This window comes from Chryseobacterium subflavum (assembly GCF_055762745.1).
This window is the reverse complement of the sequence record NZ_JBVTMR010000004.1, coordinates 32,679-45,233: the sequence shown is the minus strand read 5'-3', so window position 1 is coordinate 45,233 and position 12,555 is coordinate 32,679. Positions and strand designations below refer to the sequence as shown.

Below are 12,555 nucleotides of genomic sequence, written 5' to 3'. Positions count from 1 at the left end.
GAAATTGATATGAGATTGATTAAGATATTGTTTTTATTGGCAATTTTTGCCCAAAATATAAGCTGTCAGAAAATGAAAGAAAAAGAAATACCCCAGTTTCAGGTAGAAATATGTGCTCCAGCCAATCCATATAGAATAGAGTTCGTTGATGATAAGATCATAACCCTCGAAGGCATTCCTGCCAGCTTGCCTTATGGCGGAACATCAGGTGAATGGGGGACATCCGGAAAAGGATGGACCGAGCAGCATGGAACTCCGATTGGAGCTGATATTACTTACTATGCAGGGTATGAAGATACTTTTTACCATCTGAAAGCGGACTTTCCGGAAGATAAAATTAAAGACTATATGGAACGGGCTTATGCACAAAGTGAAGCTCCTCTTTACACCGAAGAACTTCAGGAATATAAAAACCTGGGACGAAATGAAACTTTTGGAAGTGCACAAAATCCTTACAATAGCTTTTCAACTTTGGTTTTTGGTTTTGCTCCCAAGGGAATGGTAGTTGTATGGCTTCGTTTTCGTGCTGTTCAAATAGAATTAGGCAGGTTTCAGGCCGATGCAGTAAAAAATGATAAAGAGCTTGAGAAAAAGCTGTTTGCTAAATGGAGTATGACCAGAGAAGAGGTTAAAAAAAGGGATTTTAATCCTGATGCATCACCCGTTACATGGGATAATTATAGAACAAAGTATTCCTGGAAACCTTTGATTACTTCCCAGAATAAAGGACTTCGCCTATTTGATATGAACCTGGATTTTTACAATGGTGAAACGGAAGTGATGCTTCGTCCATGGATTAATAACATTCAGATCAAAGAAAGGGCAATACCTAAAGAATTGAACTTTACCTGGGAAACTGGAAAAGGACAACAATACCTGGGGCGTGCTTTTTTTAGTTGGGAAAAAGCAAATGAAGCCTTCAGGAAAACAGGAAGCAAGGGAAATCTTGAACTAACAATAGCTCCTGATAACAGCGGATTTCAGATCTCTCTGAATGGGGAGCCTTTTCCGGCTGATAGCATAAGGATTTTCAAGACCGAAAAAGAGTTTCACGATTCTTATAAATAATCAATAGAGAAATAAAAGAAGGTTTTTCTTTTTGAAACAGGGACATGATTTTAATCAATGTTACCTATTCTTATTTTTACTTAGTATAAATAAAACTTACATTTGCGGCTGAAAAATTGACTAAATGAAACGTGCCGTTATTGTTGCCTTTTTTTTCGGGGGCTTGGGTTGGGCTTTTGCCCAAAATTCAGGATCTATCTCCGGGACTCTCAAACAGTATAATGGAGATAATCTCTCCGAAGCGACCATAGAGCTGATAGAGACTCATAAGCATACCCTAACTGATCAGAATGGTAACTTCAGTTTTAATGAATTGCCGGAAGGAGATTACCACCTTAAAATACAGGTTATTGGCTCCAATGAGAAAATTGTAGGAGTACATGTAAAGCAGAATGAACCAGCAGTGGTCAATTACCAGCTGGAGAAAGAAAATATTTCCGTTATTCAGGAAATTACTTTATCTACGGTCACCAATAAGTTTTCTAAAAAGGAAAGTCCTTATGTTTCCAAGCTTCCCTTGAAAAATATCGAAACCCCGCAGGTTTACCTCAGTGTTCCAAAAGAGTTGATTCAGGAACAGATTGCAGTTAATCTGGGAAGTATCTCAAAAAATATTCCGGGTTCCGGAATTCCCATGCTTGCCAATCAGGGACGTGTTACATTCCTTTCCCGTGGATTTACCACGGAGCCTATGGTAAGAAACGGGATCTCAGGTTTTGCCTACACTACCATTGATCCGGCAAACCTTGAAAAAATTGAAGCTATTAAAGGACCTTCGGCAACCTTATTTGGCTCAAATCTGTCGACATATGGAGGTTTATTTAACAGGGTAACCAAAAAGCCGTATAATGGTTTCGGAGGAGAAGTGTCCTATACGGCAGGAAGCTGGAACTACAACAGGTTTACTGCAGATATTAATACACCAGTGAATAAGGATAAGACCATTCTTTTCCGGTTAAATGGTGCGGCCACGTACCAGAAAAGCTTTCAGGATCTTGGATTTAGTAATGCGATCTCAATGGCACCCTCTATTTCCTATCAGATCAATGACAGGCTTTCTCTTTTATTTGACATCGAATATGGCCACGAGAAGGCTACCTCTGTTGTGAGGTTTAATCCTTACCTGAAAAGCAATAAAGTACAATCTATTGCTGATATGGGATTTCCTTATAACCGGTTGTTTGGAAGCAATGATATTGCTTATGAAACAGAAATGATGAATATTTTTGCACAAATGAACTATAAGATTTCTGATTACTGGACATCTCAAACCGTTTTCTCACGTGCAAGATCGACCATAGACGGATACATTACTGCCATCAATGGGACTTCTGATACAAAAGCAAGCTTACAGGTGATGAAGGGAAATACCAATTTCATTGCGACCAATATTCAACAAAATTTTATTGGGGACTTTCAGATTTCAGGACATAGAAACAGATTGATCATTGGGCTGGATTATTACAACAATGCGAATAGTTTCGACAGGGTAACGGTGACAGGTGCTCCATTTGATTTTACCAGCAATACGCCCTATTCAGCCAATCAATCTACGATAGATAATCTTGCTAGTTCAGGAACCCCAAGGATCGAAAAAAATGGAGACAACAGCTATGCTATTTATGCATCCGATGTCTTCAATATTACCGACAGATTTCTGGCTATGGTAAGTCTGAGGGCAGACCGATATCAAAATCTTGGAGTTACCGATATTGCTAAAAATGTAAACTCAGGTGATTACTGGCAGACTAATTTTTCCCCAAAATTCGGTTTGGTTTACCAGGTGGTAAAAGACAAAGTATCCATTTTCGGAAACTATATGAATGGATTTACCAATAAAGGAGGATCAGATATCAACGGAAACACTTTCAAACCGGAACAGGCAAACCAGAAAGAAATAGGAATAAAGGGAGACCTTTTTGGACATAAGCTGGTAGGAACAGTGAGCTATTATGATATTGATGTAAAAAATATGGTGCGACCTGATCCTGTTAATAATCTGTATTCTTTACAAGACGGAGGGCAGAGAAGTAAAGGAGTAGAGGTAGAATTTACTGCAAACCCTTTTCGTGGATTCAATATTATTGCTGGATATGCCTATAATGACAGTAAAATGACCAAAGCAGAAGAAAAAATCAATGGGTTGCGTCCTGCTTTATCCGGACCATCCAATCTTTACAATTTATGGATGAGCTATCAAATCATGGCGGGAGAATTAAAAGGACTCGGAGTGGGTTTTGGAGGAAATAAGGGAAATCATTCTTTCCAGACCAATACGACAACAGCTAAAGTTATTATCCCGGCATATACTACTTTAGATGCTACAGTCTTTTATGATCATAAAAATTTCAGAGCAGGAATAAAAGTGAATAACCTGACCAATGAAAAAACATGGTCGGTAAGATTAACTCCACAAAATCCGACCCAGGTCCTCGGGAGTATTGCATATAAATTTTAAATTTAAGCTGTGATTTTCACAGCTTTTTTTGAATCTAATCTTATGTTAACACCTTCTAAATTTTATTAATTTTTTGTTAATATCTCTCGGATGGGTGTTAAAAATAATTAGATATATTGACTGAATTTTAATTATAATTATTTGATTATAAGTGTTTTAATGTGTTATTTATTTCTATTATCGTAGAATTACTACACCAAATCGTAGAATTACTACAAAAACTCAGATAGGTGATCAAAAAGTTTCAGATTAAGAATAAGCAATCTATATTTGCTATACAATTGAACACCACATCACAAAATATTAACGATTAAAATTTACAAATCATGGCAGCAAATTCAAGAGGAATCTTAAAATTCAACGGAGGCGAAGGTCAGAAATTATTAAAGCTTAATTACAGCGTATCAAGATCTACAGACGTTTCAGGACGTGTAGCTTCTGACCCTTCCAACGCAATCATCAAATTAACGATCGAAGCTACAGAAAAATCTGACATCTTAGAAAGCTTACTTAACGGGAAATACAAGCCTACAACAGGTGAAGTTACTTTCAATAAATCTCACGAAGAAGGAACATTAATTACTTTAACATGGGAGAACGGATATGTTATTCAGCACGAAGTAGACTTTGATGCTGTGGATGACAACAGTATGCTGATCAGCTTCATCGTAAGTGCAGAAAAAATCCATTATGGTAACGGTATCTATGAAGGTATCTGGCCAGGTGGAAGCAGCAATTAATTAAACCATCCTAGTAAAAATAAAATTGGTACAGAATAGTTTACTCACCAGAGTTGACTATTCTGTTTTTTCGTTTTGAGATCCATAACTCTATAAAAATATCATATATATCTATTAATTAGGTGTTTATGATTTTTGGTTTAGAGGGAATATAGAAAATTATCTGATCATAAGATGATTTTATTTCACAACATCAGCTAATCAATTCAAATAGTAAGATTATGTTTAAGGATGGTCAATCGCCGAAAATGTCGGCGCCCAAAAATATAAAAGGTCCTGCAGAACAACTGGGAGATACAGTGAAAACACAGGCAATACAAAAGGGTAGTGAAAAAATACAGGAAAAAGCAAATCCGAAAGTTCAGAAAATAACCCAAAAGCTATCCCAGGCTCAGGCTTATTCAGGCATGGCACAAAATGCCTCCGGTCTTTTTATGAACCAGGTTGTGCAGCCTACAGCTCCTTCTGTTATAGAAGATAAAGTATGGTCCAAGCAACCTACTTCCAAAATACATAATGCGAATGCGCTCCCTCAAAGCCAGATCATGGGTATCAATAGGGTGGTAAAACTTGATATTATTATTGAAGGAAAAATTGTAAAACACTTTAAACACTTTAAGCTTAAACAAAGTGCTACAAAACATCATGAATTCGATTTAATGCTTGCTCATGATACACTGGGAAATCCGGAAAACCATAACCTTGAAGAAGCCCAAAATTTCCTTGGAAAAAGAATCACTGTCGTATTTAAATACAAAGACGTTGAAGATGGACCTGAAAGAAGTTTTGTAGGGGTTATTACCGAAGTAGGTTTTAGCCAGGAGAAGGGCAGCCTTGGAAATGTAGTACTTACGGGATCAAGTCCTACCGTTTTGCTTGATGCGGCTCCTCATATCCAGAGCTTTGGAGGAGGTAAAGAAATAAGCTTAAATAGCATCGCAGATCAGGTTATAAAAGAAGGATTGGGACAAAATAAGTTTGACTTCCGGGTTGATTCACAACATGGAAATGTCTCTTACAGCTCCCAATATGAGGAAACCCATTATAATTATCTTGCAAGAATTGCCGAAGCCTATGGTGAGCAATTCTATTATGACGGTGAAGTTCTTCATTTCGGAAAATTGCCGCCTCAGGAAAAACCAATCAAGCTTACTTATGGCAGCAGCGTTCAGGATATAAAAATAAGAATGAAGGCTCAGCATGTTAATCCTACTTTTTATGGGTATAACAGCAGTAAGAATGAAAAACTAACCACCGGTAATTCAAAAATTACCCATACTTCAGATATTGCCAAGCGTGCATACGAAATTTCAGAAAAAACATTTACAACGCCATCTCTGAGAGTAGCTCCGATTAAGGCTTCATCATTTATGGACATTGACGCATCCCAAAAAGGTACTGCGGGAAGTAAAGCATCCAGTGTTTTCATTACTTCAGGAACCACTACTGTTCCTTTCCTGTATCCAGGATGTACTGCCGATATTGAGATGCGGAAAACAGACAGTAATGAAACCTCTTATTTCACAAAACTCATGATCATAGATATGACTCACGAGGTAGATGCAAGAGGATATTATACAGGAACATTTGATGCGATTGCATCTGATACAGGATTTATTCCACGGCCGGAGTTTGAAACCCCTAAAGCAGAACCTCAGTTTGCCAAAGTGATCTCCAATACCGATCCCTTAAACCAGGGTCGTGTACAGGTACAGTTTGACTGGCAAAACGGATCTGCAACCACGGAATTTATCAGAGTGATGACTCCCGATGGTGGAGGAAGTGAAAAAGTAAGCAAAAATCGTGGATTTATGGCCATCCCTGAAGTCGGCGATCAGGTTGTGGTTAATTTCGTTCATCAACATCCGGACCGTCCTTTTGTTATGGGAGGTATGTTTCACGGAGGTGTTGGCGGTGGCGGTGGCGCAGGAAATAATATTAAAAGCTTAAGCAGCAGAAGTGGTAATAAACTGGAACTGGATGACGGAGCAGGTTCTGTTTTTTTAACAGATCAGGGAGGTGCGAATATGAAGTTTGATGGTGCCGGTAATGCAACGACCAATGCCAATAACAATAAGACAGTAAAAGTAGGTAATAACAATACAGTAAATACAGGTAGCAAAAATGTCATCAATGTCGGAAGTAAAGATGGCGGTGGTGCCAATTCTGTGTTTTCAATGGATAATGCCGGAAATATATCTTTAGAATGCGACACGAATGTAACCATCAAGACAGGTGCCAGTTCAATTACATTAAAAGCTGACGGAACAATTATCCTCAGCGGAAAGATCATTGGAATCAGTGGAGAGGGAATCGGAGTTGTAGGTACCAAAGGAATTGATCTTTCATCTCCTGCCAATCATCTCGGTGGCGGACAGACCAAGATCGATGGTGGGGACGCATTTATTAATTAAACAGATCTATGAGTGAATCATTCAACATAAAAGATAAATTTTCTGAACAATATACTCTTATAATAGATTCAGATATTAAAGCGGTAAATGTACACATGATTTCCCGTTCACAGTTAAGATGGGATTTCACCGTTCTACAGGTAGCAGAGGATCATATTAAAGTAAAAATAATTGTTCTGGACCACATTCTTCTTGAAGCCAATAATCCTCTAATTAAAGAGGTGGCAGCACTTACGAATGCGTTTTCCAGGTTGTATAATGAATTATATCTGACCATAAATAGTGAAGGCAAAGTCGTGGAAGTTTCCAATATGAATGTCATTCGTTCAAAGTGGCAGCAGACCAAGGCTGAAATGGAAAAGATAGCAGAAAATAATCCTGAAATTAAAAATGCGATTATCTTAAATGATAACATCTTCCAGGATGAAAAGAAGCTGATAGAAGGCATTCAGAATAATGAATTTTTCCTGATGTATTTTAATAAAATCTATGGACGAAAAATCCCGGGAAATTACAAGGAAAATGCATTAAACCTTTTTAATTCAGCCAATGTACACTGGAGTTTTGACCTGAAGAATAGCAGTAACCCATTACTGTCTTCCGATGAAATGATTGTAGAACTTTCCGGAGAACCATCCATTTTATTGAACATAGGATTTTATAACCGGGCGTATATTCAGTTTTCCAATCAGATCGATGTTTCCAAACTGGAAACCTCACTCAACGAAAAAGGGATTTACAGAACGGAAAAATCTACAGGAAGAATCATAGAAGCTTCCCTTACGAGAGAAGAAATTGCCGATCCTGAAAATCTTTATGCAAAATTGAAATATACATTTTATAGCGACGAAATTCTTAAATATAAAATGTCAGATGAATACAATACAGCGACTTCCTGATGTAAAGTCTTATATAAAGAGCATTTCTATAAGAAATTACCGCCTCGGATTTAATTTAAAATTCGACAGGAAAAACTGTATTAAAAGCTTTTTCATCTTTATGGCTAAAGAATATGAAAAAGATCAGGAGAAATTTATCAGAAAAACCGTTTACGGAATTGAGCATCAGCGGATCGATGATAGAAACAGGATAAAAGCCCATACTCGAAAACAAACCCTAAAAAGACTGTAATATGGGACATAAGATTATTACAGAAAAAGATTTTTGGATGTGCTCCAGTGGTGCGATGCCTGCACAATTGCAGGGAACCAGAAAAAGCAATAAAAAAAGCTCAGGAGAAGTCTACATTACTGTTGCGGATACCGCTACAAGCAGCTGGATAGATTTTGGCTGTACAAAGAATATGCTTTGGGCCGCACTTTTAACTGCTGTGGCTGTAGTGGTAGTGGTCGCCTTAATTGTAGGTACCGGAGGTGTTGCTGCCATAGGTCTTATCGGAATGATGGCCATCGGCGCAGCGGCAGGAGTTGCAGGAGGAGTTATTGCAGCCGTAGACGGAGCATTGAAGTGTGGGCAAAAAAATGCCACGGCAAGAACATGGGATGCCAGTAAAAATAATCTTCTTCTTACAGGGACTCCAGGTATTACAGGAGACCGTACCATGACCTGTTCTATAGGTGGGGTGGTAAAATTTGCCCCTGAAATCAAAAGCTGGACCCATGCTTTAGCTTTGGGTAGCTTTAATTATGTTACTCAGCTTGCAGGCTGTGCCCTTGGTGGTGCGGCGGTAGGAGCCGGAGGATTTCTAGTCTCGGGACTGGCAGGCGGATCACTAGCCGTAGCAGCGCCAACCTTTTCCAGTGTTCTCTCAAACGTTGCCGGAAGTTTTACCGGAATTTGGGGAGGCAGTCGTGCATTGTTCGGATTGAATGCTCTGGCTAATGAGCATGCTTATGGAAATGTTCAGGATGCCGGGGACGCCGGAGCTGTTTTAGTCAATGGAGGAATTCCTGAAATAGGCATGGGACAGCGTATTTTTACCGGACAGGCTCATCCTTCTGACTATCTTCTGTTTTTATATTTATTAAATATAAAAGTGAAGGAACCTGCACCACCCATTAAAGAGCAGAATAGTGGAGGCGATAAAGATGGAAATAATACTTCTAAAGAAGAAGGAAACAAAACGCCTGAAGAAGAAGGAGCTAATGGAAGCAAAGGACAAGGAGAAACAACAACAAAACCCAATGAAGGCGGGGAAGCAAATTCTTATGAAAGTAGTCAGCCTGGTGATCCGCCTGGTACCTATAGAGATAGCAATGGAAGATTGAAAGATTCTCAAACTCATAAATTCGTTAAGGATCCTAATGCCCAGGTTGCAGAACCAACCGAACCTAATCCTAATAACCCAAATGATACAAATCGACCAAGCTGGAGAAAAAGTGAAATTGATGCGGAACAAATGTATCCTGGTTATGATACTCAAAAAAGTTTCATTGATGGCAAAGAAGTGCCGTATGGAACGGAAGGAAGTACAAGGCCTGATTTATATAATACAGGACATAGCGTTGAGGTGAAAAATTATGATGTCACATCTAATACGGGTCGAAGAAATTTAACGAATGAGCTCAACAGACAATATACAGACAGATTACAAAATCTTCCACCAGGAACAAGACAGACAGCAGTAATTGATGTTAGAGGTCAAAATATGTCTCCTGAGGCATTAGTTCAGTTAGAATCTAGTATTCAAAAGAGTTGTCCGAATCTGGAGGTAATTTTTATTCAATAATTAATATATTTATAAAAAATAAATAATGACAGGATTAAAGGTAGGACCTATATTTTATAAGATAGGCACGGGTGATTTTTTACATTCTTTTTTTTCTACAATTGCTTATAATCTGGAAAATAATAAATGGGGCAGTAGATTTCCATTGCTAATGAATGAATTGTATTATAAAACTTTACCCGCAGATAAGGTAGATGAAGCAATTAATGAATTAAAAACGATCCAAAAAGAATTGGAAGAATATTCACCATCTATGGTAGTGTGGGATATTGAGGATCTGTCGAAACAACCACCTTGGGGAGATAATATTGCCGAAAGAATAACCGATCTGTCCAATTATTTTTATACCAATGATGGTGAAGATCTTTTTAATGTCTTCTATAAAGCCTTTGATGCTGCAAAAAGTGTTAATAAAGATATTAATATCCATAGTATGTAATCTTTACTACAAGTATATTAAAAAACAAAGCTTACCAAGAGAAATGAAGATTCATGGAATTTGAAGATTTAGAAAAAGACTTACAAGCTGAAGTAGAAAAAGGAGAAGAGATTGCGATTGAAAATATTCAGAATGGCGTGCGGTTTTCTCCATTTATTTATTTTGGCGAAAAAAATATTAAAAAGATGATTGCGGACTCTTTGGATGAAGCTATTGAAATGGCAGAAGAAGAAATAGAAAGCATTGATGAAGAGACGGTGGTTTTAATCTACAGTAATAAGATTACTCTTAAAGACGGTAGTTTTGATGCTATTGTTTCTCAGGTATATAATGTTGATGAAGGTTCAGGGTATTCTTTTGGCCTGGTTTATAAAATAGAAGATAATAAAATGAAATTTCTTAATAAAAGAGTGTTTCTGGGAAATGTAAGGAACTGCCTTATTTTTTAATTTAAAATATACAACCCCATATAAAATATAAATCCTAAAAACCAGATATGGGAAATAAGATTATTACAGAAAAAGACTTCTGGATGTGCTCCAGTGGTGCAATGCCTGCACAATTGCAGGGAACCAGAAAAAGCAATAAAAAAAGCTCAGGAGAAGTCTATATCACTGTAGCGGATACGGCTACAAGCAGCTGGATCGATTTCGGCTGTACAAAAAATATGCTTTGGGCTGCACTTTTAACTGCTGTGGCAGTAGTGGTAGTGGTCGCCTTAATTGTAGGTACCGGAGGAGTTGCTGCTATTGGCCTTATCGGAATGATGGCTATAGGCGCAGCTGCTGGGGTTGCAGGTGGAGTTATTGCAGCCGTAGACGGAGCGTTGAAGTGTGGGCAAAAAAATGCAACAGCAAGAACATGGGATGGAAGTAAGAGCAATCTAATACTTACAGGAACTCCAGGTATTACAGGAGACCGTACAATGACCTGTTCTATAGGTGGAGTGGTGAAATTTGCTCCTGAAATCAAAAGCTGGACCCATGCTTTAGCTTTGGGTAGCTTTAATTATGTTACTCAGCTTGCAGGCTGTGCTCTTGGTGGTGCGGCGGTAGGGGCTGGAGGATTTCTGGTCTCGGGACTGGCAGGCGGATCACTAGCCGTAGCAGCGCCAACCTTTTCCAGTGTTCTCTCAAACGTTGCCGGAAGTTTTACCGGAATTTGGGGAGGCAGTCGTGCATTGTTCGGATTAAATGCGCTGGCTAATGAGCATGCTTATGGAAATGTTCAGGATGCCGGTGATGCCGGAGCTGCTTTAGTCAACGGAGGAATTCCTGAAATAGGCATGGGAAAACGTATTTTTACCGGACAGGCCCATCCGTCCGATTATCTTCTTTTCCTATATTTGCTTAATATTAAAGTGAAAGAGCCTGCTCCGCCAATAAAAGAATCAAACAGCGGTGGTGATAAGGATGGAAATACTCCTTCTGATAATGACGGAAATACCGCTAATAAAGAAGAAGGAAAACCAAAAGATGAAGGTCAGCCAAAGGACGAAGAACCACCAAAAGACGAGAAACATCAAGCGGCAGAGGAAGATGGACCTAAAGGAAATAAAGGACAAGGTGATGAAGGGCAAAACAATTCCGGAGAAAATAAAAAAGGTGATGCTTATGAAAGTACACCCCAAAAACCTAGTGATAAATTAATTGCTGATACAGAGGCGAAGGCTAAAGAAATTGTAGAAACTCAAAGTGCTAAAGAAAGGGGACCATGTTTATCAGGCGTATATGATCCTGCAACAGGTAAAACCTTTTTTGGACAAAACTTTAAAAATAACGTAACAGGCAAGAATGCTTATGAAAAATGGTTGAGTGATCCTCCTGAATTGGGTGGTGCAGATCCTCTTATCAAACAAAAAGTGGCAGAGTACGAAGCCAAAATTAAAAGTGGTGAAATAAAACTTCCTGAAACTGCAGACAACCGATTAGCAGCTCACTCTGAAATAAGAGCTTACGATCAGGCTTTAAAAGCAAGAAGGGAAGCCGGTCTTCCGGTAGATGAAAATTCAATCCGGGAAATGGATCTTCACAATAGGGATTTACAGAATAATGCAATTAAAAATAATAATGGAACACCTCCTCCTAAGGTAAGATGCCCTCATTGTGGTTTCCTGACAGATGGAATAAACACTCATGGACATAAATAATAAACTTATATGATTGACAAAAATGCAGAGCTGAGATTAGAAGATACTGATGATCGTTTGTATACTAAAAATGATAGTAACGGATTTGCTGTATATTTTTTAGATAAAGAATGTAAAGAACCCTTTACGGGAGAAATATATGTAAAATTCAAAGATGCTATAGAATCTGAAGCCCAATATAAGAATGGCTACAAAAATGGGATCGAATACATCTATGATTCTGACGGAAATCTGGAGCAGGCTAATGAAAACAAAGGCAATGTAATGTATGGTGTTTCAAAAGAATATGATGAAGATGGAAATATTGTAAATGCAAGCATCGTTTTTAATAATGAGTATCTGAAATCTATTGAACTTATTGATGGGACATTTCAGGAAACAACTTCTTACCAGGATAAATTCGGAGAATTTTTGCCGGATTATTTACGGGAATTGTTAAGCCTTTCCAAAGAAGAATTGTTTAATTATGAATTTAAACCTGATAATCCGCATCTTAATTATAGTAAAAAATAAAGAAGACCTGAAAAGGTCTTCTTTTATTTGATGGAACTTTAAAATTAAAAATCTCATCTTTAATTGTAGAACATAAATATTCCTA

General features: G+C 38.1%; 11 protein-coding genes. All 11 read left to right on the top strand.

Annotation, left to right across the window (positions count from 1 at the left end):
- Nucleotides 1-72 precede the first annotated feature (72 nt).
- The 11 genes from AC0INN_RS17530 to AC0INN_RS17480 all read left to right on the top strand — a co-directional run bounded on the left by AC0INN_RS17530 (nucleotide 73) and on the right by AC0INN_RS17480 (nucleotide 12,470).
- On the top strand, nucleotides 73-1,068 hold the full coding sequence (locus tag AC0INN_RS17530) for a DUF2931 family protein (protein WP_306614306.1): 996 nt from the start codon (nucleotides 73-75) through the stop codon (nucleotides 1,066-1,068).
- 124 nt (nucleotides 1,069-1,192) lie between these two features.
- On the top strand, nucleotides 1,193-3,526 hold the full coding sequence (locus AC0INN_RS17525; RefSeq protein WP_273650853.1) for a TonB-dependent receptor: 2,334 nt from the start codon (nucleotides 1,193-1,195) through the stop codon (nucleotides 3,524-3,526).
- A gap of 326 nt (nucleotides 3,527-3,852) precedes the next feature.
- On the top strand, nucleotides 3,853-4,266 hold the full coding sequence (tssD, locus tag AC0INN_RS17520) for a type VI secretion system tube protein TssD (protein WP_172284101.1): 414 nt from the start codon (nucleotides 3,853-3,855) through the stop codon (nucleotides 4,264-4,266).
- A gap of 248 nt (nucleotides 4,267-4,514) precedes the next feature.
- Entirely contained in the window at nucleotides 4,515-6,680 is a 2,166-nt protein-coding gene (locus AC0INN_RS17515) for a type VI secretion system Vgr family protein (RefSeq protein ID WP_273650854.1), read from the top strand.
- Nucleotides 6,681-6,688: 8 nt separating this feature from the next.
- Nucleotides 6,689-7,579, top strand: coding sequence for a hypothetical protein (locus AC0INN_RS17510; protein ID WP_172284105.1), 891 nt, complete (start codon nucleotides 6,689-6,691; stop codon nucleotides 7,577-7,579).
- Entirely contained in the window at nucleotides 7,554-7,811 is a 258-nt protein-coding gene (locus AC0INN_RS17505; RefSeq protein WP_172284107.1) for a hypothetical protein, read from the top strand. Before AC0INN_RS17510 ends, AC0INN_RS17505 begins: the two co-directional genes overlap by 26 nt.
- A gap of 1 nt (nucleotide 7,812) precedes the next feature.
- Nucleotides 7,813-9,369 carry a hypothetical protein gene (locus AC0INN_RS17500; RefSeq protein ID WP_306614301.1) on the top strand — a complete coding sequence of 519 codons (1,557 nt, stop codon included), beginning with the start codon at nucleotides 7,813-7,815 and terminating at the stop codon, nucleotides 9,367-9,369.
- A gap of 25 nt (nucleotides 9,370-9,394) precedes the next feature.
- On the top strand, nucleotides 9,395-9,808 hold the full coding sequence (locus AC0INN_RS17495; protein WP_306614299.1) for an immunity 70 family protein: 414 nt from the start codon (nucleotides 9,395-9,397) through the stop codon (nucleotides 9,806-9,808).
- 53 nt (nucleotides 9,809-9,861) lie between these two features.
- Entirely contained in the window at nucleotides 9,862-10,257 is a 396-nt protein-coding gene (locus AC0INN_RS17490) for a hypothetical protein (protein ID WP_306614297.1), read from the top strand.
- Nucleotides 10,258-10,304: 47 nt separating this feature from the next.
- Nucleotides 10,305-11,957 (top strand): hypothetical protein, encoded by a 1,653-nt coding sequence (locus AC0INN_RS17485; protein ID WP_306614295.1) that lies wholly within the window; start codon nucleotides 10,305-10,307, stop codon nucleotides 11,955-11,957.
- A gap of 9 nt (nucleotides 11,958-11,966) precedes the next feature.
- Nucleotides 11,967-12,470 (top strand): toxin-antitoxin system YwqK family antitoxin, encoded by a 504-nt coding sequence (locus tag AC0INN_RS17480; protein ID WP_306614293.1) that lies wholly within the window; start codon nucleotides 11,967-11,969, stop codon nucleotides 12,468-12,470.
- Nucleotides 12,471-12,555: the final 85 nt, after the last annotated feature.

What these genes read in the sequence shown, in the direction of transcription:
- AC0INN_RS17530 (WP_306614306.1), top strand. Translation starts at nt 73, where the DNA reads ATGAAAGAAAAAGAAATACCCCAGTTTCAGGTAGAAATATGTGCTCCA.
- AC0INN_RS17525 (WP_273650853.1), top strand. Translation starts at nt 1,193, where the DNA reads ATGAAACGTGCCGTTATTGTTGCCTTTTTTTTCGGGGGCTTGGGTTGG.
- tssD (WP_172284101.1), top strand. Translation starts at nt 3,853, where the DNA reads ATGGCAGCAAATTCAAGAGGAATCTTAAAATTCAACGGAGGCGAAGGT.
- AC0INN_RS17515 (WP_273650854.1), top strand. Translation starts at nt 4,515, where the DNA reads ATGTCGGCGCCCAAAAATATAAAAGGTCCTGCAGAACAACTGGGAGAT.
- AC0INN_RS17510 (WP_172284105.1), top strand. Translation starts at nt 6,689, where the DNA reads ATGAGTGAATCATTCAACATAAAAGATAAATTTTCTGAACAATATACT.
- AC0INN_RS17505 (WP_172284107.1), top strand. Translation starts at nt 7,554, where the DNA reads ATGAATACAATACAGCGACTTCCTGATGTAAAGTCTTATATAAAGAGC.
- AC0INN_RS17500 (WP_306614301.1), top strand. Translation starts at nt 7,813, where the DNA reads ATGGGACATAAGATTATTACAGAAAAAGATTTTTGGATGTGCTCCAGT.
- AC0INN_RS17495 (WP_306614299.1), top strand. Translation starts at nt 9,395, where the DNA reads ATGACAGGATTAAAGGTAGGACCTATATTTTATAAGATAGGCACGGGT.
- AC0INN_RS17490 (WP_306614297.1), top strand. Translation starts at nt 9,862, where the DNA reads ATGGAATTTGAAGATTTAGAAAAAGACTTACAAGCTGAAGTAGAAAAA.
- AC0INN_RS17485 (WP_306614295.1), top strand. Translation starts at nt 10,305, where the DNA reads ATGGGAAATAAGATTATTACAGAAAAAGACTTCTGGATGTGCTCCAGT.
- AC0INN_RS17480 (WP_306614293.1), top strand. Translation starts at nt 11,967, where the DNA reads ATGATTGACAAAAATGCAGAGCTGAGATTAGAAGATACTGATGATCGT.